This window comes from Vibrio sp. S9_S30 (assembly GCF_014694455.1).
Taxonomy (GTDB): domain Bacteria; phylum Pseudomonadota; class Gammaproteobacteria; order Enterobacterales; family Vibrionaceae; genus Vibrio.
This window is the reverse complement of record NZ_JAAUWT010000004.1, coordinates 271,415-292,600: the sequence shown is the minus strand read 5'-3', so window position 1 is coordinate 292,600 and position 21,186 is coordinate 271,415. Positions and strand designations below refer to the sequence as shown.

General features: G+C 45.9%; 23 protein-coding genes. 6 read left to right on the top strand and 17 right to left on the bottom strand.

Annotated features, from left to right (window positions below):
- Positions 1 to 160: 160 nt before the first annotated feature.
- Entirely contained in the window at positions 161 to 1,420 is a 1,260-nt protein-coding gene (locus tag HC752_RS06915; protein ID WP_190334398.1) for a dicarboxylate/amino acid:cation symporter, read from the top strand.
- Between the two features lie 148 nt (positions 1,421 to 1,568).
- On the opposite strand, the gene HC752_RS06910 is transcribed toward HC752_RS06915, so the two are convergent.
- The 4 genes from HC752_RS06910 to HC752_RS06895 all read right to left on the bottom strand — a co-directional run bounded on the left by HC752_RS06910 (position 1,569) and on the right by HC752_RS06895 (position 3,915).
- Positions 1,569 to 2,402, bottom strand: coding sequence for an alpha/beta fold hydrolase (locus HC752_RS06910; protein WP_342029457.1), 834 nt, complete (start codon positions 2,400 to 2,402; stop codon positions 1,569 to 1,571).
- A gap of 186 nt (positions 2,403 to 2,588) precedes the next feature.
- Positions 2,589 to 2,984, bottom strand: a complete 396-nt coding sequence (locus HC752_RS06905; RefSeq protein ID WP_342029456.1) for a nuclear transport factor 2 family protein — start codon at positions 2,982 to 2,984, stop codon at positions 2,589 to 2,591.
- Positions 2,985 to 3,050: 66 nt separating this feature from the next.
- Positions 3,051 to 3,443, bottom strand: a complete 393-nt coding sequence (locus HC752_RS06900; protein WP_342029455.1) for a DUF6713 family protein — start codon at positions 3,441 to 3,443, stop codon at positions 3,051 to 3,053.
- A 19-nt stretch (positions 3,444 to 3,462) separates the two neighbouring features.
- Positions 3,463 to 3,915 carry a methyltransferase family protein gene (locus HC752_RS06895; protein WP_190334395.1) on the bottom strand — a complete coding sequence of 151 codons (453 nt, stop codon included), beginning with the start codon at positions 3,913 to 3,915 and terminating at the stop codon, positions 3,463 to 3,465.
- Between the two features lie 200 nt (positions 3,916 to 4,115).
- Here HC752_RS06895 and HC752_RS06890 point away from each other — a divergent pair, with 200 nt between their 5' ends.
- Positions 4,116 to 4,763 carry an amino-acid racemase gene (locus HC752_RS06890; RefSeq protein ID WP_190334394.1) on the top strand — a complete coding sequence of 216 codons (648 nt, stop codon included), beginning with the start codon at positions 4,116 to 4,118 and terminating at the stop codon, positions 4,761 to 4,763.
- Positions 4,764 to 4,912: 149 nt separating this feature from the next.
- Here HC752_RS06890 and HC752_RS06885 read toward each other — a convergent pair whose 3' ends face one another.
- Both HC752_RS06885 and HC752_RS06880 read right to left on the bottom strand, forming a co-directional pair.
- A complete protein-coding gene (locus tag HC752_RS06885) occupies positions 4,913 to 5,599 on the bottom strand; it encodes a hypothetical protein (RefSeq protein WP_190334393.1) in 687 nt (228 codons plus the stop codon).
- Between the two features lie 225 nt (positions 5,600 to 5,824).
- Complete coding sequence (locus HC752_RS06880; protein WP_190334459.1) at positions 5,825 to 7,006, bottom strand: lytic polysaccharide monooxygenase; 1,182 nt, start codon at positions 7,004 to 7,006, stop codon at positions 5,825 to 5,827.
- Between the two features lie 721 nt (positions 7,007 to 7,727).
- On the opposite strand from HC752_RS06880, the gene HC752_RS06875 reads away from it, so the two are divergent.
- Positions 7,728 to 8,471, top strand: a complete 744-nt coding sequence (locus HC752_RS06875; RefSeq protein ID WP_190334392.1) for a metallophosphoesterase — start codon at positions 7,728 to 7,730, stop codon at positions 8,469 to 8,471.
- On the opposite strand, the gene HC752_RS06870 is transcribed toward HC752_RS06875, so the two are convergent.
- The 11 genes from HC752_RS06870 to HC752_RS06820 all read right to left on the bottom strand — a co-directional run bounded on the left by HC752_RS06870 (position 8,387) and on the right by HC752_RS06820 (position 18,483).
- Positions 8,387 to 9,112 (bottom strand): enolase C-terminal domain-like protein, encoded by a 726-nt coding sequence (locus tag HC752_RS06870; protein ID WP_190334391.1) that lies wholly within the window; start codon positions 9,110 to 9,112, stop codon positions 8,387 to 8,389. The two genes, HC752_RS06875 and HC752_RS06870, sit on opposite strands and share 85 nt — an antisense overlap.
- A gap of 27 nt (positions 9,113 to 9,139) precedes the next feature.
- Complete coding sequence (locus HC752_RS06865) at positions 9,140 to 10,330, bottom strand: UxaA family hydrolase (protein WP_190334390.1); 1,191 nt, start codon at positions 10,328 to 10,330, stop codon at positions 9,140 to 9,142.
- The gene (locus tag HC752_RS06860; protein WP_190334389.1) at positions 10,323 to 10,622 is read right to left on the bottom strand and encodes a UxaA family hydrolase; all 300 of its coding nucleotides are present in this window, start codon (positions 10,620 to 10,622) and stop codon (positions 10,323 to 10,325) included. The genes HC752_RS06865 and HC752_RS06860 overlap by 8 nt, the downstream gene beginning before the upstream one ends.
- Positions 10,622 to 11,290, bottom strand: a complete 669-nt coding sequence (locus HC752_RS06855) for an RraA family protein (RefSeq protein WP_190334388.1) — start codon at positions 11,288 to 11,290, stop codon at positions 10,622 to 10,624. Before HC752_RS06855 ends, HC752_RS06860 begins: the two co-directional genes overlap by 1 nt.
- Before the next feature lie 2 nt (positions 11,291 to 11,292).
- Positions 11,293 to 12,414: an ABC transporter ATP-binding protein gene (locus tag HC752_RS06850; protein ID WP_190334387.1), complete on the bottom strand. Its 1,122-nt coding sequence runs from the start codon at positions 12,412 to 12,414 to the stop codon at positions 11,293 to 11,295.
- Between the two features lie 6 nt (positions 12,415 to 12,420).
- Positions 12,421 to 13,275, bottom strand: coding sequence for a carbohydrate ABC transporter permease (locus tag HC752_RS06845; protein WP_190334386.1), 855 nt, complete (start codon positions 13,273 to 13,275; stop codon positions 12,421 to 12,423).
- A gap of 2 nt (positions 13,276 to 13,277) precedes the next feature.
- Positions 13,278 to 14,195: a carbohydrate ABC transporter permease gene (locus HC752_RS06840; protein WP_190334385.1), complete on the bottom strand. Its 918-nt coding sequence runs from the start codon at positions 14,193 to 14,195 to the stop codon at positions 13,278 to 13,280.
- 68 nt (positions 14,196 to 14,263) lie between these two features.
- Positions 14,264 to 15,586 carry an ABC transporter substrate-binding protein gene (locus HC752_RS06835; RefSeq protein ID WP_190334384.1) on the bottom strand — a complete coding sequence of 441 codons (1,323 nt, stop codon included), beginning with the start codon at positions 15,584 to 15,586 and terminating at the stop codon, positions 14,264 to 14,266.
- A gap of 71 nt (positions 15,587 to 15,657) precedes the next feature.
- On the bottom strand, positions 15,658 to 16,806 hold the full coding sequence (locus HC752_RS06830) for a CaiB/BaiF CoA transferase family protein (RefSeq protein ID WP_190334383.1): 1,149 nt from the start codon (positions 16,804 to 16,806) through the stop codon (positions 15,658 to 15,660).
- The gene (locus tag HC752_RS06825; protein WP_190334382.1) at positions 16,803 to 17,930 is read right to left on the bottom strand and encodes an extracellular solute-binding protein; all 1,128 of its coding nucleotides are present in this window, start codon (positions 17,928 to 17,930) and stop codon (positions 16,803 to 16,805) included. The genes HC752_RS06830 and HC752_RS06825 overlap by 4 nt, the downstream gene beginning before the upstream one ends.
- Positions 17,923 to 18,483, bottom strand: a complete 561-nt coding sequence (locus HC752_RS06820) for a MaoC family dehydratase (RefSeq protein WP_194717303.1) — start codon at positions 18,481 to 18,483, stop codon at positions 17,923 to 17,925. The genes HC752_RS06825 and HC752_RS06820 overlap by 8 nt, the downstream gene beginning before the upstream one ends.
- Positions 18,484 to 18,629: 146 nt before the next feature.
- Here HC752_RS06820 and HC752_RS06815 point away from each other — a divergent pair, with 146 nt between their 5' ends.
- The 3 genes from HC752_RS06815 (at position 18,630) to HC752_RS06805 (ending at position 21,123) form a co-directional block, all read left to right on the top strand.
- Positions 18,630 to 19,073, top strand: coding sequence for a MaoC/PaaZ C-terminal domain-containing protein (locus HC752_RS06815; protein WP_190334381.1), 444 nt, complete (start codon positions 18,630 to 18,632; stop codon positions 19,071 to 19,073).
- Between the two features lie 126 nt (positions 19,074 to 19,199).
- Positions 19,200 to 20,255, top strand: coding sequence for a Gfo/Idh/MocA family protein (locus tag HC752_RS06810; protein WP_238930436.1), 1,056 nt, complete (start codon positions 19,200 to 19,202; stop codon positions 20,253 to 20,255).
- 271 nt (positions 20,256 to 20,526) lie between these two features.
- Positions 20,527 to 21,123: a class I SAM-dependent methyltransferase gene (locus tag HC752_RS06805; protein ID WP_190334380.1), complete on the top strand. Its 597-nt coding sequence runs from the start codon at positions 20,527 to 20,529 to the stop codon at positions 21,121 to 21,123.
- The last annotated feature ends 63 nt before the right edge of the window (positions 21,124 to 21,186 follow it).

The following is a 21,186-nucleotide window of genomic DNA, read 5'->3' as shown; positions in this document are numbered from 1 at the left end:
TCAAAAGTCGCTGGACTCGTATTTTTCCTATCTTATTCACCCCCGTTATATTGATCGCATTTCCAATTCAGTGTAAAAAGCCCATCAACATTTTTATCTGTTTTTATTCATAAAGACAGATTCAAAATCTGATATTGACAACATTCACAGCACAGAGGTTATGGCAGTGTTAAAAGACAAGGGTTTAATGAGCAATATCGGCATTCAGGTTATGATTGCTATGATTTTAGGCACCATTGTCGGCGCCTATATGGGTGGCTCGGCATCAATGTTTGCACCGTTGGGTGCCATCTTTATTTCACTTATTAAGATGCTCGTGATCCCATTGGTAGCGGTTGCGCTGATTTCAGGTGCTGCCGGGCTAGGCGATAGCCATTCAGCAGGGAAAGTGGGCGTGTTCACTTTAGGCTTTTTTGCCGTGACCTCAGCGTTAGCCGTCGCACTTGCCTTAGTGATGGGCAGCATTTTTCAAGCGGGTGTGGGGGTTGATGTGTCTGGTGTCGAAAGCATGTTTTCAAACCAGTACGCCTCCAAGGGAGAGCTTCCCGCTTTCTGGGCAACCATTATCGGCATGATCCCAACCAACATTTTCCAATCTCTGAATGAAGCGAACATTCTTCAGATATTGGTCTTTTGCCTTTTCTTCGGGATCGCAGTTTCAAAATTAGAACAAGAAAAACGCACACCACTGATTCATGGCGTAAACGCCATTGTTGATGCCATGGTGTGGATGATCAACTGCGTGATGAAAGTTGCTCCTATCGGCGTGTTTGGCTTAATGGCCGATGCGGTCGGTACATTCGGGTTCAGTGCTTTAACCGTTGTGATTAAACTTTTCTTTGTTTACGTTGCTGCCATTCTGATTTTTGGCTTTGTGGTATACCCAGCGTTGGTCCATGTCTTTACGAAAACCTCTGCGAGAACGTTTATCTCCGCGATGAAAAAACCTCAGGCTGTTGCACTTTCTACAGCATCTTCTATGGCGACCTTGCCCGTGACACTTGATACTGTTGAGCACGAACTGAAAGTACGTAACTCAACCGCTTCGTTCACACTGCCGTTAGGTGCCACAATCAACATGAGTGGTAACGCGATTTACTACGGTCTCGTCGCCATTTTCTTTGCTCAACTATTTAATGTTGAACTTAGCTTTGTTGCGTATGTTGCCATCATCGTAACGGCAACGTTGGGCGCGGTAGGTCAAGCGGGCGTACCTGGCCCTTCTTTCCTTGTTGTTGCGGTTTTACTGGCTGCCGGTATCCCTATTGAAGGCTTGCCATTGTTATTTGCCTTAGACCGCATCTTCGATATGATTCGAACGGCTCTAAACATCACAGGCGATGCAGCGTGTGCTGTGATCGTCGATGCGCTGATCGACGAAAGCGAAAACCATGCTCAACAGAAAATGCAAGACGCCTAATTGAAAAATCACAACGTCTCATTGAAAGTAGAAAGAAGGAAGCCGCTTGGCTTCCTTCTTTTTAATGATTGGGTGCATTACCCAAATGGCCTCAGATGTAGGATTCAGAGCCAAATATAAGCCCCGCACGCCCACCTCTATTGAGCCTCTAATACGTTTTCTGAGCTTCTTTTGAAACGGTCTGTATGTGTTTGGCGATGAAAGGAATGTTTTGCCAAAGGACAAAATGCCCCTCATTTTGTGCCCAGACGAGTTTTGACGTTTCCGACGGGAGCTTTTCTATCGCAAACGATGCGTTGCCAGGATCGGCAATATTGTCTTCTTCACCATGCACAATGTGAATCGGCATCGTGAGCGTTTCCCAATTTTGGCTGGCTAACGTGTTCAGTTCTTCAGACAGCGACATCATTTCAATATTGGATTGGTTCCATTCTGCCGGTAACAAAAATTTTGCCAGCATGGTATCTGCGATGTAGTTATACCATTTGGGGCGCTCCAATTCCGGATCGAACGCGGGGGCAACCAACACCATTCCTTGCACCTTTTCTGGTGCGATTAACGCCAGTTGCAACGCAATGGGGCCGCCTAGTGAATGACCAACGAGTATGTTCGCTTTCTCGTTCGAGAGGTGAGGTAGAATGGCTTGGGCTTGGCGAAAAATTGACGGTTCGGGGACGGGGCTCGATGCACCATAACCTAACCGATCAATCGAAACCAAATCGGCTATGGATTGTAAAGCAGGGAGATCTAAGTAATCTAAATAGCCCTCTTTGGAGCCGGGAGAGCCGTGTATAAACAATACTTGCGTACTGGAATCGGCATTAAGACGCTTAATCACACCTAACGTACTGGGCATATCGCTGGGAGTGGTCGTTGTGCGAAGCTGACCAAATGTAATAAACGCAATCACGGTAATCAACACGACCGCTGCGATAAACACAATACTGAGTAAACAACCTCGGGTTTTCATTTTTCTCTTCACATCACTCCACCAGCCGACTTAATTAAAAAGTATAACCAAGCAGTGTGCCACTACGACCACACTACTTGTTTTTTCGTGCAACTGGATAGAAGAACGCTATTCACGTCCGTTTATTTCATTTTACGTGAGCTCGTTCTTCGTAAAGCAACTGGAGCATGAAATATGAACGCGAAAGTTGAACGAAGGCTAACGCTTTTTCACCCATTTTTTCCGCCATTCTGGCGCGTCGTAATCTTCTGGCCAATATTCAGTTTGCTTCGTGATTTTGCCATTAAAAACCGTGTGAAACGTTACGGCTTTCGCCACGACTTTTCCATCCGTCACCGTCACATCACTCACCACTTGCGTTCCATCCTCAACTAGGGTGTTAACCGTAAACGACCAGTCTCCATCAGATGGGTATTCAGAGTTGATTAATGCGAAATTCTCACGACCAGCAATCAACTCATTGGATTGCGGCCAAGTGCATTCAAAGTCTTTACTTAACCATTGTTGCGCTACGGCATGAAAATCGTTACCTGCCATGGCCTTCCAATAGTTTGCGACCACCTGCTTAGGTCTGAGGTACGAGGTTCTTTTCACGTAGGTGTCCTTTTTCATCGTTATAGGGTATACGTCATCACATATCACTCACAAGCCAACAGGTTGTTATTTGTGTACCACCGTTCCCTGTTTTTGCCCCGTCTGAAAAATAAGGAAGACTGCACTGCAAATCGTGCTGCCAAATATCCATAAATTAGACAAAAACGAATCGAATTCGTAATGTTCGTGAGTCATGAAAGCGGAATGCAATATGCCATGAATAATGATGAAGGTGACTATGGCTGTTTGTATTTTTTCGATCTTACTCAGAAAATAAGTGGGCAGCATAAACATCATAATGAGAAAGAGAGGGACATGAGCAAAGGCAAACACAGTCTGAGCATATTCCGAAGGTATCCACACCGTCAGGGGTAAAACCAACCAAGTATGATGCATCGTGGCATCAATTTCATGTGCCACGAAACAAAGTATTCCGATAAAAAAGCAGGCATTCTTCATGCTTTATTTCGCTATCACGTTAAATCCACCGACGTACCTGAGTTTTATATTCAGGGTATGTCTGTGGAAAGCGTTCAGCCAAGAACGCTTCTTCAGGCTGAATTTGAAAACGAGTCATGTAGCCGACAAACACCATGCAAAATAGGAAAGCCAACCCATTATTTAAGTAGAACCCAAAACCTATCAGTCCCTGTAACATACCGAGATACATTGGGTTACGCGTCAATCTATACACGCCAGAAGTCACCAGTGTCGTTGTTTTCTCTGTCAACGTTGGATGGAAAGTTGTGTGAGCCATTCGAAATGAAATCAGCCCCAGAATGGCAGTTGCGACACCTGAAATCGCCAGCAATAATGCCAATAGGTCAAGAAGGAACGAGTCATTGATTGGAACGGTAGGTAAGCCCCACATACCGAGTCCACAAATGGCGGCTACGAACGGAGGAGGTAATTTCAGTTCTAGTGCCTTCATCGACTTCCTTATCCTATTTTCAGATGATCGTAAACCCACCAAGACTAATGAATCCTGAAAAGTCTTGGGTATAGCCCTAATGGATTTTTTGGCATTTCGCATACCCATTATGATATTTTGGACAAACTGTGTTACAAGCATTAGAGCGGTAACAAGTACGATTTAAATCAGTTCTATCTAAACAACTAATGGATTTCAATGTGAAAAATTTTGATATCGCTTTCTTGCATACCTCTTCCGTCCACATTGATACCTTTAGCACATTAATAAAGACGCACGCTCCCGATCTAAAAATCACGCACTCTGTCCGTCAAGATATTCTCAAAGAAGCCACCCTTAACGGTTTGAACTCGTCTGTTTCGACATCAACAACAGAAGAAATTGAAAATCTTGTTAGCCAATCCGAGCTAACGATTTGTACGTGTTCAACGCTTGGCGGGATTGTGGAAAAACATGCTCAACACCGAGGTTTAAACGCCATTCGAATTGACAGAGCCATGGCAGACGCTGCGGTTAAATACAGCCATGTTCTTGTGCTCGCGGCATTGGAAAGCACGTTATTGCCCACTCAAGCGTTAATGGAACAGTCCTGCATTAAAGAACACGCATTGCCAAGTATAGAGTATCAGTTGATTCCAAATGCATGGGAACGCTTTATGGTGGGAGATTCCAAAGGTTATTTGGACCTAATTTCAAAAACACTGTCAGAAAAAGAACATCAATTTGACGCCATTATGCTGGCACAAGCTTCAATGGCGGGCGCGGTTCAATCCAAACGTTATTCTATTCCTGTATTCAGTAGCCCTGAATTAGGAATAAAAACCGCCATTCAAGATTACTTTCGCTAGAAAATTTATCGGTTAAGTACTGAATGTGTATGCCAAGACCCCAAAACTGGTTGAATCAAGACCTTACTTGCAAAAAAAACCATCGCGGTCGCGATGGCATGATACAGAATGGTTGTTTTTATGAAGGACTCTGTACTTATCTTGGGATTTTAAACTGTTTCCGTTATCTTTGGTTCGCTGTCTTTTACAAAACTGTACACTCGGAATGTGTAAGCCGTGATCATGACCAAAAGAACAGTACTTAATCCCCCGACAAAGAAATCGACGACCTTATTCTCAATCTCTAAAGCATTCAATAAGATTGAAATGAAATACGTCGGCATTGCCTGAAGTAACGCCACCAGTATGTAGCCTCCTAAAATTGGCCATTGATATTCCTTCGTGGCAGCCCAGCTTGATGATAAGGCTTGTGTGTACGATTTTTTCTCCAACACACAGTAAAATTCGGCCAAGCAGAACCGACCAATCAGGTAAACACCAGGAATGATCAACAGCATTAAACCGGATAAAATCGCGATGCCCATTAGAATGTACATAACGAGAAGCCGGACAAAGGCTTGGCTACCAAAATTATAACACTGCGAGGTGGTCAGCATAGCGCCATCAAAACGCGATTGAAACAATACAACTAACGCCGCTTGATACAAAGGCAACATTACAAAAGGAATAACACTTTTCATGATTTCCTGAGCATTGGACATCTCTTTAAGGTCCACCGGATTCAGTACGTAAAATAAATCCATAATTGCGATCACAGGTATCATGACCAAAAAAACACCTTGAATGTGGCGTGCGTAGTAATTCCAAGATTCCTGAATGATCTTAAAAATGTCCATCGTTTTCCCTAGCAAGTTAACCTTGCCTATAGCCTGTTATATAAATCCAGCCTAAAAATATAGTGTTTAACGCCATCTTTCAAACATTTGTCGGGGATAACTTTAGGAATTATCAAGATCTCAGACCTTTGTAACCGCTCGTTACACGATCCTACGAATTTAGGAGTAGAATGACGTTACAGGAAACCAAAAACGCCTCCGAAGAGGCGTTAAAGTAACATTCATTTAGATTGAGCGCCAAACACCCCACTTACCTGTTGTGCCGGGGATTTGGCCCTTTGTTTCCCATTTCGCCGTCCATGTTTTACCATCATGTGTGACAACGTCACCCCCCTTATAGAGTTTGGTCGCGCTCCATGTATCTGCTTCCGGAGGCGTAGGATCTGTTGCTTTGATCAAAGACAACTGATACGAAAGCTCTGAGTTCGTTGCATGGACTTTGTTCGCCAAAACATTCGAACTGTCATACATGTAGTGGTTCATGTCAGTATGCCAAATACCAATAAACCACTGCCCTTTATTTTGGTCATTAAATTGAGTTGCAATCAAACCCATCCAGTTCGACTGGTTGTTAGCAGTGATTGGCAATTGAATATCGCTGACCTCTTGACCATCAGGACTGAATGTGCGTAACCGAACAGTATCCCCAACGTCTACAGGCTCAAAGTCAGAAGAGACAAAATAACCAAGTTCAGTTAGGTTTTTCGTTGAAGGCGTTGGATCAACCGACGCTGGCTCTGGGCTCGCACCCCCACCACTCAAGCTGATATCGCTACAGTTGTAGAAACCCTCACCACCTGGATCTTTACGTTGCCAACGTGTGTACAGTATGGCATCGCCTGTTCTTCCTTCTGGAATTTTCACCGTGAGTCGATATCTTCTATCCTCCCCGAGTACCACTTTATCGCTCTTAACCAGCATATCAAGGTCAGCCCAAGTTAGTGGTGCATCCCCCGTGTATGATGCATTAGATAGATAGACTTCCCAGTAAGATGGATCATGAGGTGTTTTAGCATAAAAGACCAGTTCAAACTCGTTATTCTCATTGAGTTGAAGGGACGTCTTTTGCCAGTGTGGTGACGTTACATCCAGGCCAACCTTCGAGTTTGCACCTGCCGAACATAAGCTACCATCTTTAACTACCGCTTTGACATTTTCTATGTCTTCGTATTTAGAAACGTTCGCAGAAATTTCACTTCTTTGCACGAAAGGAAAGGCACCCGAAACATCGAATGCCGCCTGACACGCTTGGTTAGGAATCGCTTCAACCCAAAAGCCACCGTCCATGTAGCACGTATTTTGCCTAGCACTAGGGTATTCAACCCAACCATGTGCATTGGCAAGGTTAGGCAGCAAAACCTGCGACAAACCTGCCATGGCAATAGAACAAATAGCTCTCTTTTTCATCATTTCTCTCCGCTTGATTTTATAAAATACGTCCGCCTTAGCATAAATATCTACGCAAAATGGTCAGCGAACTCGCTAAGATTAACAAAGCGAAAATAGGTAGGCGTTGATTGTCAGTCTATAAATGAAAAGGATTCGTTAAAACGATAAAGTGATTCAATAATCAATCGAATATCGTGCAACGAATGCGGTGATTTTACGTATATAGTCAAAGTGATGTTACCCCTTTTAAGCAAGCAGACCAGAGAAGGTTGAGGTTAGAACCTTATATGGAATGACATTCTTACACTCTACTCAGATGAACCGTTCAAACGAATATGATGACAGAAATGCTGATCGGATCTGAACAGGGTGCTGGAAGCGATACCAACTTTGTATTGAAGCGCTTTGAAATGGATATCTTGGGCTAACGGTACGTCCCTCGTTACTCTTTTAGGGCTTCCTAAGGTCTGTCGTATCAAGCTCGAAACAGGCCTTTCTCGTTCGAATTCCCATCAAACCACCGAGGTTCTATTTTCTATTTGTGTAGAGACGCACCGAATCGTCACCTATGCACTAAAGACCAATAAAACGCACTCTCGGTAAGTTATCATTAGCATAAATGCACTGTACGAAATATATTGCTTCTGAAACTTGGCTAATTAGGTATATAGTCAACAAGAAAGCTTTCGTATAACGTCCATCAGACGATTCTGGTTCAGTTTCAAAGAGGTTTAAAGGAATGGAATTCAGACATCAACATATAAACGTCTCTAATTTTGCACGTGTTTTTGTGGTTGGCGATATCCACGGCAAACTTGGGCATTTAAAACACACTCTACAAGTCATCGATTTTAATCCCGACGCCGATTTGCTGATATCGGTTGGCGATCTCATCGATCGAGGCCCACAATCCGCCGAAACTCTCTGTTTTTACTCAGAAAATGACTGGTTTCTCTCCATTATTGGAAACCATGAACTCATGATGTCCAATGCCATGTCTGTTTGGGACCTCGACAATAAGAATAAAGAACAAAGAAAGTTAATAGAAATGTGGTGCAAAAATGGGGGCGATTGGGCACTTGAAAAACCCATAGGCACATTAAAACACTTGCAAGCAATTGCTGAAGGGATGCCAAGCGCGATGACTTGTCATCTCCCTGATGGCAGAAAAGTCGGTATAAGCCACGCTCAACCACACAGCCTTGATTGGACAGAAATGCAGAACTGGCAAGGCAACATGCTAGACAATCCAAGATGGATTTGGGGAAGAACACGTATCCAAGGTGAACCCTCTGATCCTGTGGCGAATGTCGATTTCACCATTCATGGTCACACAAGAAGTGACAACGTTGTCCGCATTGCAAACAGCTACTTTATTGATACGGCCTCACGAAATGACTACACGGGCGAGTTCACTCTTATTGAGCTCCTGTCAGGGGAATTTTTTTCAGGCATCACTTTTGAAGAATGGGAAGCTCTATAGTTCAACGCTTCCAACCCTTTGGCAAACTCCACCGCTTCCATAAGTGAATATGAGGCAACAGGATCGGACATCAGTGTGAAGTTCTCACCAACCGACTCGCGAACCGCTCGGTGAATCTCCAAATCGTCACGCATATTGTTGCCCGGAGGGTGAATTTTGTATGCGTGATACCCCGCCCTTTTTACTGCCAAGGCTTCTTTCTTATACGCTTCAATGGAGGGCAAAACCAGCGACGACATATAAACAGGTACACGCTGCCTTGACCCGCCAATGTAACGCCACAACGGCTGCCCTGCATTCTGCGCACCCAAAAGCCATAAACAGCAATCAAACGGACCATAACTGTACATGGGTAAATGATGCCACCAACGGTTCAGTGTTCGGTATTCTTGCCACAACTTTTCTCGATCAAGGGCGTTTTTCCCCACAAGCAGTGTCGGCATGCTCGATGCTGCAAGGTGACCCGCCCCTAACGCGGATTTCCCCGCAAAACCGAACATGGATGCACTGGATCCACATTCGGTTTTAAGGGTCACCACAAGGAAGTTCAGCGCCTCAGGTTTTTCCGACTTTTTCAACGCGTGGGCGTTCATGACCGTGTCTGTTTGACAACAACGTATTTCGACCTGTGTGATGATCATGATTCTTACTGTGCTTTGTGTGCCTCATTACTTATAGGTAATGAGACACTCAGCATGCCCCAAAGCCTCTGACTTGGTTTGCTGACCTTGAGCGACAGATATCACGAGATCGGTGATCTCATTGGCAACGGATTCCAGTGTCGCGCCTTCCAAGACCTTTCCCGCATTCACATCCATATCCCCCGACATACGGTGGTATGTCTCTGGGTTTGCACAAATCTTGATAACGGGAGAAATCGCACTTCCCACCACCGACCCTCGCCCAGTGGTAAACAACACCATATGGGCACCACAGGCAATCAGTTCTGTGATTTCTTCATTGTCCGCAATGTTGGGAAAGCCGAACCGCACTTCACCATCGGGCACCACGTCCAGCAGCCAAAGCCCTTTTTGATTAGGAAGTTCTGCTGGTTTTAGAATGCCTTTTATCGGGCGCGTACCACTTTTGGAATACGCCCCCAAAGACTTTTCTTCAATGGTTGTTAGCCCGCCATCCGCATTACCCGGTGCAAAGCTCGCAAACCCGAGTGTGCTGTAATAACGAGCAGCCTTATCGACAGACTCAACCAGTGCCTTCGAGATCTCAGGCGTCGCACCACGTTGGCTCATGTGGGCTTCACAACCGATCAGTTCACCTGTTTCTTCAAAGATACAGGTCGCTCCCATGTCCACTAATTGATCAAAACTTAAACCAACTGCGGGGTTCGCGGAGATGCCCGATGTGCCATCCGAGCCACCACAAATCGTCGCAATGGAAAGTTCACTGATGTCCATGCTTACTTTGGTTTCAGACGCCAAAATGTCCATGACATCCGTCACCCACTTGATACCAATATCAATGGCATTTTGCGTCCCACCCACCTCTTGAATGCTGATGGTGTGAGACGGCCTACCACTGGTACTGACCAACTTATCCAGCTTGTCTCGATTCATGCTTTCGCAGCCTAGAGAAACAAACAGAACCGCACCAACATTGGGGTGGGTGGCCAGCCCCGACAACACACGTTCTGCATGCGTATTTGGGTAACACCCTGGAAAACCCACCTCATGTACGATGCCCGGTGCTATGCCTTCAAAGTGGCGAACAATTTTGCTCACCACAAAATGACTGCACTCCACCAAATACGCCACCATGATCTGGTTACGAATGCCTTTTCGACCATCGCTTCTCAAATAACCTTGCAAGTGGACTTGGCGATTAGATATGGCTTCACTCATGAACATGCCCTCCCCTTTGATGCGATGGGATATATTGGCTCTGTAGGTTGTGAGTATGAACGAGCTCTCCCGCTTCTACATCGGCACTGCACCGCCCGATTGGCACACCATACTTAACGATCAACGATCCCTTTTTTAAGGCTAATCGCGCAATCTTAAACCCGACAGGCGTCAACTGTTTTACCTTCGTAGCTTGCTCAGAGCCTTCTGCTGTGACCACTTCTTGCGGGTGCAATTCCCGACAAGCAATGAACACGTTATCGTCCTCTTTTAACAAAATCACCGACGCCATTAGAATTTTCCGTATTGCAAATAGGCTTCCTGAGCATCCATTCCACCAAGAATGGCACTGCGCACTTTGTTTTCAACTTTGGTGGATGCGTAGGCCGCTTCGGCTACTGATTTAGCCGACGCCTTTGGAATTATGATCGCGCCATCATCGTCAGCCAATAAGTAGTCGCCAGAGGAGATAGTCACACCACCAATTTGAATCGGCACATCGAACCCTACCGGTTTCCAGTAGCCCACCACATCTTCGGGTGTGTAGAATCGGTGCCATACCTGAAAACCGATTTTACGAATAAACCCAGTATCTCTGGCCCCGCCATCCACTAAACAGCCCAGTACGCCCTTATGTTGTAACGTTTCTGCCGAAAGCTCACCCATGTGGGCAACCTTGTTGTCGTTAGGCTGACATACCCAAATATGCCCAGGCTTTGCCTTGGAAAGTAACCCTGTCCATTCCAGCAAGCTTTGATGACCATCCATGGATTGATCCACTTCTCCCTGAATGGTAAACACGGGACCGGCTAATACCTGATCGGTAATGAGCGGGCGCAGCTCACGGGGCAAAACGTAGTTCATCATGCCCTCTGCTCGCATAACATCATTGACTACGCCGGTATAGCACTGTTTGAGCAACGCCGTAATTTCGTCTTGTTCATTGATATAGCTTGTCATGATTACTCTCCGTGGGAACTCTCAGCCAAAAGGGACTGTTCGGTTCCTTTGTCAAAGAGATGAATGCGATCCAACCCGATGGCAAATTCCAACCGCTCCCCATTTCTGACATCTCTCGGGCTTAACATTTTCGATTGCACTTCCTTCTGACCGATCTGAATGAATAAAATCGTCTCTGTGCCTTGTGGTTCAGAAATGATGACGCTTTCATGAAATGAAGAACTTTGTACACCACTCTCCATACCGTGCCCCACGGGGTAGAGATCATCAGGTCGGATACCAACCACTATTTTTTGCTCGTTGGTCACTTTGCCTAAAAAGCGTTCCGGCAATTCAATCTCGTGCGCACCTTCTAAATGCAACAGCCACTTCCCACTTTGCTCATACGCAATGGCATCGATCATGTTCATGGGGGGGCTTCCAATAAAAGACGCCACAAACATATTGACGGGGGTATGGAAAATCTCCATGGGTGAACCGATCTGCTCTATGTGACCATCTCGCATCACCACCACTCGGTCGGCCAATGTCATGGCTTCGACCTGATCGTGGGTGACGTACACCACCGTCGTTTTTACGGTTTGGTGGAGTTTTTTAATCTCGGTACGCATCTGCACTCGCAGCTTGGCATCTAAGTTCGACAGTGGCTCATCGAACAAAAACACATCTGGCGTGCGCACAATGGCTCGCCCCATCGCAACACGTTGACGCTGCCCGCCAGAAAGTTCTGCTGGCATTCTATCCATCAAACTGTCTAGCCCCAAAATCTCGGCGGCGTTCTGCACTCGCTTTTCGATTTCAGATTCCTCGATACCGGAGATTTTCAACCCGAAACCTAAGTTATCTTCCACCGACATATGGGGATAAAGTGCGTAACTTTGAAACACCATAGAGATATTTCTGTCCCTTGGCTGCAAATCGTTCACGACTCGGTCACCAATAACAACGTCACCGCTTGTGATCCCTTCCAACCCTGCAATGATTCTTAAAGTGGTCGACTTTCCACAGCCAGATGGCCCCACCAACACCACGAATTCATTGTGTTTGATATCCAAATCGACACCATGAACCACTTCAGTTTTGCCGTATCTTTTTACTACCTTGTTCAGCTTTACGTCAGCCATAGATGTTTATCCTTTTACACCACCAAATGTCAGCCCTGAAATCAGGTGCTTTTGAACTAAAAACGTAAGAATCAATGCCGGAATAATAATAATTACTGCCATGGCACACATTCCCGCCCAGTCAATCGTAAATTGAGCCGTAAAATCCATTAGCCCAACGGGCAACGTTTTACTGTCTGTAGAACGTGTGAGCTGACTCGCTAATGCATATTCGTTCCAAGAGGTTAGGAAGGCGAAAATACCCGCCGACGCCAAACCGGATTTCGCTAGAGGAAATTCAATTTTCCAAAACGCTTGCCAACGCGTACAGCCATCGACTTGCGCCGCTTCCGACAGATCCTTAGGTATCTGCCTGAAAAATCCGTCAATCAACCAAATCGTGAATGGCACATTCAGTGCGACATACACCAAAATCACCCCAAATTGTGTGTCTATCCAGCCTAACCTGCTCCACAAGATGAAGACGGGTAAGCTGAGGGCGATACCGGGTATGGTTCGCGAGAGCATCAAGCCCAAAAACAGAGCGTCTTTCCCTTTAAAACGGTATCGGGCAAAGGCATACCCGCCTGCGATACCAATCAATATGGCGATGACGGTGCTGGTGACGGCGATGATCAGCGAGTTCATAAAATAACTGCCAACCGGAATCGCAATTTGGTCGACGCCAACCCCTAGTATCGACATGAAATTGGATAGCCCAAACTCTTGTGGAATCCATACTGGGGGCTTAGCCAAGATCTCCGAATTCGGACGAAAAGCAGAGAAAATAACCCATACCCCTGGGATGCACATTAGAGAAATCAGTACAAATACCCCAACTCTAATCGACATCTTCTGAAGCGTGACACGTGTTGATGCCATGATCATTGCGCACCTCCCATGAAGCGACGAGCCGCCATTAATTTACGAAAAAAGTAGAAGGTAAAGGCGATAGAAAGCAGAATCGATACATACGCCATCGCATTGGCTTGTCCCATTTTGGTGTTGTCGTAGCCGACTCGTGCGATCAACGTCCACAACAGTTCGGTTCGCCCTGCGGGACCGCCTCCCGTCATCACGTCGACAATATCAAACGCTCTTGCCACATCCAGTGAGCGAATCGTCATCGCAATGAAGATGAAGGGCATTAAAAAGGGCAACGTTATGTGTCTAAACACCTGGATGGGTGAGCATCCATCGACTTTCGCCGCCTCAATGGGATCTTGAGGCATGGCATATAGACCCGCCAGCAACAAGATGGCAAAGACACTGGTACTCATCCAGATTTCCGCAATCATGATGGACATCATGGCCAAGGTGCCATCAACCAACCATGGGATCGCTTGATCAGTCCAACCTAACGTTTGGAGTAAATTGTTTAAAATGCCTATGTTGTCGTTAAAAACATATTTGAACTGAAAGCCCACTAATATTGGGGAAAACATCATTGGAAACATCATTATGGTGCGTAATAATCGCTTCCCTGTAGTGATTTGATTCACCAACAGAGCGATGACCAGCCCAAGTATCAGTTCCACATTAAGTACGATGGTCAAGAAAAACACCGTTCTCGCGAATACCCACCAAAACTCCACATCGGAAAATATTCGGCCGTAATTTCTCAACCCGATAAACTTCCAAAGTGTTTCCGGGCGAATGATTTTGTATGGCGTAAAACTTGTATACAGCGAGAATAGCAGTGGTAACAAAACCACAATGAGTATGGTGACTATTGCTGGTAACAGTAGCAAATAGGGAACCGACTCTTCTCGGTGGACAAAACGCCGAATTGCTCGAAACATACCTATCCTTGTATTGGTTGAAACCATTCAAGCTGGGTGGGTTTCCCCACCCTCATATATAAATAACGTTATAGATAACCCGCGTCTTCCAACACTTCACGCCCTTTTTTGGCAGCATCATCCAATGCTTGCTTCACGGTTTTATCGCCAACGATTGCCGCCTGAAGCTCTGGCCAAATTAGGTTAGACACTTCGATCCATTCTGGGATCAGCGGTGGCGTGAAGGCATCTTCAGCCATAGACTCTCGGTAGGTTTCAAACACCTTAACCATAAAGTCATTATTCATCGCACGATTCGCTTCTATGATGTCTTCCCATACACGTTCACGAGTGGGAAGCAAACCACGGCGAGCTTCCAAGATCTGGCCTTCGTAGCTCGTTAAGAAGGTAATGAACGATGCCGCTGCCTGTTTGTCCTCACAAGCCTCCGTAATGGAGAAAGTATGAGAACCCGCCCAGCCAGTACGTTTACCACCCGAACCTTTAGGGGCTTTAACCAAACCAATGTCGCCTGCCACTTTAGAGTTTTTCGGGTCGTTAAAAAACGCGGCCCAACCAGCCCAATCCAAATTTAAGGCCACCGTGCCAGACGCAAATCCAAGACCCGTGTCATCCCATAGGTAGTTGGGTACACCCGCTGGAACGGCTTTGGCTTCATACAAATCCACAAACCATTGCAACGCTCTCTGCCCAGCTTCGGAGTTAAAGGTTGGGTTCCAATCCTTATCAAACAACGCGCCGCCTTCTGCGACGAGCATTTCATAGAAACGCCCTGTTATTGCCTCATCCTTACCGACATATTGGGTGCCATAGAAGTTAGGTGGATCAGCAAAGAAAATCGCCTGATCTTTCACCTGGCTCCATGTTTCGGGTGGCGCTAAGTCGTAACCATATTTGGCTTTGAACTTAGTCTTATTGCCTTCATCTTCAAACAGAGATTTTTTGTAATACAGGTTTGAGATATCACTGTGCCTTGGCAATTGCACTAAGCGACCACTAATGGTTCCCTGCTCTAGTGACAACGGCACAAACTCATCGAGTATATCCTGACTGATCAGCTTACGGAGATCGGTATAGATAGAACCGTATTGAGGAGCAAAACTGGTATGGTTAGAGGCAACACAATAATTTATATTGTTGGCGGCGATGTCTTGCTTGATTTCACGGTCTAACTCAAAATGATTTTTCCGCGAAAGCACATCCACCTTCATTCCTGTTTTCTTTTCCCACTTTGGAATCAAAGTGTAGAGAGGTTCATACTGCGCGCCACCAATAAGTTTAACGCGAAGTACTTTGTCGCTTTCAGCATTCGCAGTCGAAGCTGCGGCGGCTAAACAAGCAAAACTAATTGCTTTAGTGAGTGTGTTCGATCCTAATAAACGCTTCATCATGTCCTCCATGACGCCGTTCCCTGAATTGAGATCCGGCTATAGATTAGTCGTAAAGATTAAACTTACGTAGGTTACTTAAGTAAAAACTCCTTAATGATCGATGTGGTATGCTGACCGAGTGCAGGTGCAGCTACCTTGCTGTTCAAAACGTTCCCGTCAAACCTTATGGGAAGTCGGGTTGTCAGTAACTCTTCTACCTCTTCGTGTTCCAATTTCTGAAGCAGATTAAGGTGTTGAAAAGCTTCCGTTTCAATCAATTCGTCCCAGTTCAGTACTTCTGAAGCCCAGACATCGTGTTGCGAGAAAATCGACATCCAATGCTCTGTGCTTTCTTCCAATAACTTGGCTTGTATTTGCCCTTTGATTTCGTCTCGGCGGCTAAACCAAGTTTTGCTATCGGTGTGCTGAGCGATGTTTTTGTCGCCCATGAGTTTCCCAAGCTGGTCTACGGGTCCCATTGCAATCGCAATGTAGTTATCTTTGGTTTTGTAAATGCCATAAGGTGCTGACAAGTACGCATGAGCATTGTTCATTTGGCTACGTTCTTGCTTTCTCTTACCATTATTCAGATACGTGGTGAGCACCTCGAATTGAAAGTCAATCAACACTTCCATTAGGCTGGTTTCTACCTTGCCTCCTTCCCCCGTGGAATGACTTCTTACCAACGCGGCCAGAACACCTTGAACCAGTGCATTACCCGCCAACATATCCGCAACGGCTAACCCCATGGGTGTTGGTGGCATATCGTTGTTTCCAGTTAGCCATGTCAAACCCGATAACGACTGCGCCAACAAGTCCTGACCTGGGCGATTCACCCACGGACCCGCTGTGCCATAACCAGAAACAGACCCATAAATAACTGTAGGATTAAATTGGCGAATTGTTTCATAATCCAACCCTAACCTTTCAATGACCCCTGGTCGAAAGTTCTGCAAAACAATGTCGGCTTTCTTTAAAAGGCTCTTTACAATGGCAACGTCTTCGGGCTTTTTCAAATCGGCACAAAAGCTTTCTTTGTTTCGGTTAATGGCCTGAAAAAGCGAATTTACTCCACCCACGTCGGTGTCGGTTAAATACAGGTGTCGGCATAAATCCCCTGTGCCCGGACGTTCAATCTTGATTACGCGAGCCCCTAGGTCAGCAAGCTTTAACCCTGCCAAAGGACCAGCAAGAAACTGGCTAAAATCAACCACCAACTTCCCTTCTAGCGGCAATGTCATCTTTTACTCCTTGCGTATTCTTGCTGGATCTTCTCGACCGTTTTTTCCGGAGAAAGCAGCCCTTGCAAACACGCGCTCACCCAATCGCCCGCGACATCCTGAAATGGCATGTATCCGTTGTGTCTAGGGCGCAAATAGGCGTTTTCTAGCGTCGCTAATGTGTCTTTAAAAAAGTGATTGGATTGTTGATTACAGTGATCATCTTTCCAGGTCACCACATTCCCCGGCTGACCACCGGAATTAAAGAACAGATCTTTTTGCACTTCCGCAGAGGCAATCCAAAACGCGTATTTCAATGCGATCTCTTTGTGCTGAGTCGACGCGGAAATAGCGATACCCGTTCCGCCTAGTGTTGTACCACCCACGGCGTTATCACCAAATACTGGTGCGTCGCAAGATCGCACAACATGTTGTCGAAACCCTTCGCGGCCATAGTTGCTGTAGCCATACAAATAAGGGACGTACGCGGCATCGTCTCGGCTAGCGAGCCATTCATAAGCACCAATGGGGTTCATAGAGAAACATCGTTCATCCAAATGCTGACTCACGCGTAATAGTTGGTTGAGTGCGGCAATACCCTGTTCCGTCGCAACGCCATTTACATCTGTGCCAAAAGGGACACCTTGATTAGCGAGCACGTTGTAAAACGACATTAATGCATCAATCGGCTTTAACGGCCAGATGACTTTGCCGTCTTCTGCCAATGCCACCACTTCTTCCCATTCCTGTGGGATTCGGTCTAATAGATCTGGTCGATAAGCGGCCACGGGTGCCGCAGCATCAATGGCAAGTGCCCATTGGTGCTCATGAAAATAGGATGAGTGCGACTGCCCCACTGATTGTTCAGCGAGTATGTTAAGTTGGTCGTCGAACCCGTTTCCATCAAGAGGAAGCAACAATCCGGTTTCCGCTGCTACACCTGCATGTGGGTGATCGATCACCATGAGATCGAACTCAGAAGTCATTTCTTCAAGAGGGCGATCGGCAAATGCCTGCAACGAACGTTTGTGCCAAATGATCTCCACTTCTGGATGAAACTCGGCAAACTTGTTCGCTGTCGCGACCATTGGGTCGTACCCGCGGGAATGATCCCATGTCATACCATGTAGTGTTACTTTACTCACCCGCCGACTCCTTCTTGCTATCTTTGTCTTGGTTTTTGTCTTTATAAAGAACCGTTAGTAAATGCTCGCAATAAAGCACAAGCTCGCCTTCGCCCTTATATACGCTGTAGCTCACACGAACCAAACCCATCTCATCGTATTTAGGTTCTTTCGATAGATTTTTGCGCACCGTGTATATGGTGTCGCCAATAAACGTGGGTTTGATAAAGCGAAGTTTGTCGTAACCGTAGGAAAATGAATTGAGACAGTTCGTTGCGACCAACCCCAAACCGTAGGAAAAAACTTGCGCGCCAGCGACCAATCGCTTGCCGAAATGCCCTTCTTCCTTGGCAAACGTGTCGTCAGCGACATAAGGATGGAGATCCATGACCAAGCTATTAAAAAGCATGGCTTCACCTTCAGAAATGGTGCGCCTTAAAGACCGAATGGTATGACCAACTTCGAAATCCTCGTAATACCAATCTTCTGCATTCCAAACCGGAATATCGGCATGGTCATTGGGCATGCCTTTTACCGGACGTGAGGAAACGCCCACTGTCGGTTTTCTTTCCATGATAACCTCAACGTTAATTTCATATTCGAAATCTAATTTCGAAATCAACACTAGCACTTGTTCGAAAAATGATCAACAATAAATTTTAAATATAAATGTATATTGTGAATATGAAATTCGACAAGAGAACAACATAGGTAATAATTATGGAAAAAGCACGGTATTTTGAAGACTACGAAATGGAAGAAATGCGCCTTACTCTAGGGCGTACCATCACAGAAACGGACTTTGTGGTACACGCGGGTCACACAGGGGATTTTTTCCCGCACCATATGGATGAAGAATTTTGCAAACAGCAACCTTGGGGAAAAAGAATCGCACATGGCACCATGACGTTCGCCATTGGCATTGGCTTAACCGCCACAGAGATTAACCCGCTGGCATTTACTTATGGTTACGAAAGGCTGCGCTTCCCCAATCCGGTTTATATTGGCGATACCATTAAAAGCCGTATCACCATCAGCAAAAAAATGGACGACCCTAAACGTGAAGGGTTTGGACAAATTACCGAAACGGTCGAGGTCTTGAACCAGGACGGAAAAACGGTGCTGTATTGCGAGCATATTTTGTTGGTAGAGAAGAAGAAATAAACGCTGAACTTTTTCACGCGGCTCTCTTTGCTGCACAATGATCTTTACTAGGCAATGATCTTTAACCACAACACTGTTGACACAAACCCGTAACAAGGCACTAAATTTGAATTCAAGGAGTGAATAATGACAATGGAATTGCAGCAAACTTGGCCACAACCCAGCAACCCCAAACCGATCGTAATTATTGGTGCTGGCGGAATCGTGCATGATGCACACCTACCCGCCTATAAAAAAGCAGGGTTTCATGTTCAGGGGATTTTTGACATAGATGCCTCTAAAGCAGAAAAAATCGCCAGCGACTGGGGAATCGAAACCGTTTACCAAAGCTTAGAAGACGCAACCCAATTTACCGATGTAGTGTACGACCTTCCTCTTCCTCCTGCTGCTGCTCCCCAAGTACTCGAAATGCTACCCGATGGCGTACCCGTTTTGATTCAAAAGCCTCTGGGGTTAGACCTTGAACAAGCAAAAGTGATTCGCGACATTTGCGTACGCAAAAATCTCATTGCCGCCGTGAACTTTCAACTGCGTTTTTCTGCCATGATGCTGGCGCTCCGAGACGTCGTTCAAAGCGGCAAACTGGGGGAGCTAACGGATATTGAAGTGCACTTAAACATCCACACCCCATGGGAGATGTTTCCGTTTTTGCTCAAAATGGAGCGAATCGAATTGTTGGTTCACTCTATCCACTACATCGACCTTATTCGCTCAATCGCGGGTAACCCCAAATCGGTTTATTGCCGGAGCATGGCAGATCCTCGTTCGCAAGACTTCAAACAAACCCGCACCAGCGCCATCTTGGATTACGACTATCCCTTGCGCTGTCTAATGTCGATTAACCACAATCACGATTACGGTCGCAAGGCGCAAGACGCGAGTTTCCGCTTCGAAGGCACCGAAGGCTGCGTGATGATAAAAATGGGCGTACTGCTGGATTACCCCAACGGTGAGCCTGATGAATTTTTGTTTTGTGAACGCGGTAAAGAATGGCAATCCGTTCCACTAGAAGGCGGGTGGTTCCCCGACGCGTTTATCGGCACCATGAGTAACATTCAACGCTTTGCCACCGGTGAAGATGACACCCTTCACACAGCTGTTGCAGACGCCTTCCAAACCATGGCGGTTGTTGAAGCTTGCTTTGAAAGTAACAAAGCCAAAGGCATGGATATCCAGTACTAACTGATTTACCCTCACTCGTTTAAAAAGGCTGCCAAGTGACATTGGCAGCCTTTTTAATCAAGGTGAGATGAGTCGCACAAAAAATATTTCAAATCATTATGAATTCAATTGCACTTTATGGTTGCCTGTTATTAAAGACAATACTCGGATTGGGAACCGTCACCATTTGAGGAATCTTCCAAGAGGATAGTCGTTGTGGTTAGGGCGCTGTAGAAAAGTTCAACCCTAGGTGATAAGTCAATAGACAAATAAGATCGCAAGGTGTCATATTTTGGATGAAAACACACAAAACTGGCGAAAGTTCTACGAAAAAGCGTTGTCTCGCCCTCACTCTAAATGGACTGAATTGGCGATAGCGCTGAATCAATCTGGGGTTAACGTTGCCGTCGATTGCGGTTGTGGCACGGGTAGCGACGTTGAATATCTTGAGCAGCAAGGGTATCAAGTTCATGGCTTTGATGTGAATCCAGATTCGGTCGATATTTGTCGCGATAGATTCAAAGTGAAACCACTGGTGGACATCACCGAATCCTCGTTTGAGTTGTATGACTACCCTCGCGCTGGCGTTGTGATTGCCCATTCGAGCCTGTTCTTTGCCGACCCGACTCAATTCGATAGGACTTGGGAAAAAATCGAAAAGTCGATAGAAATCGGAGGCGTGTTTGCAGGGGACTTTATGGGTGTAAAAGACAGCTGGGCTTCACATTTTCGCCAACCCACGACTCCATTAAGTGAGAAGCAAATAAAGGCGTTGTTCGTTAACTTTGAGATAGTAAGATTTGCTGAACGCGATGAAACCGCCAAAACCACAATCGGAATCCTTAAACATTGGCATACGTACTCCGTCGCTGCCGTGAAACGCACCTAACGCCTCCCGATGGCAAAGATTAACGCGCCCTACCCTAATCAACCCGAGTCAGTGGATATCCAT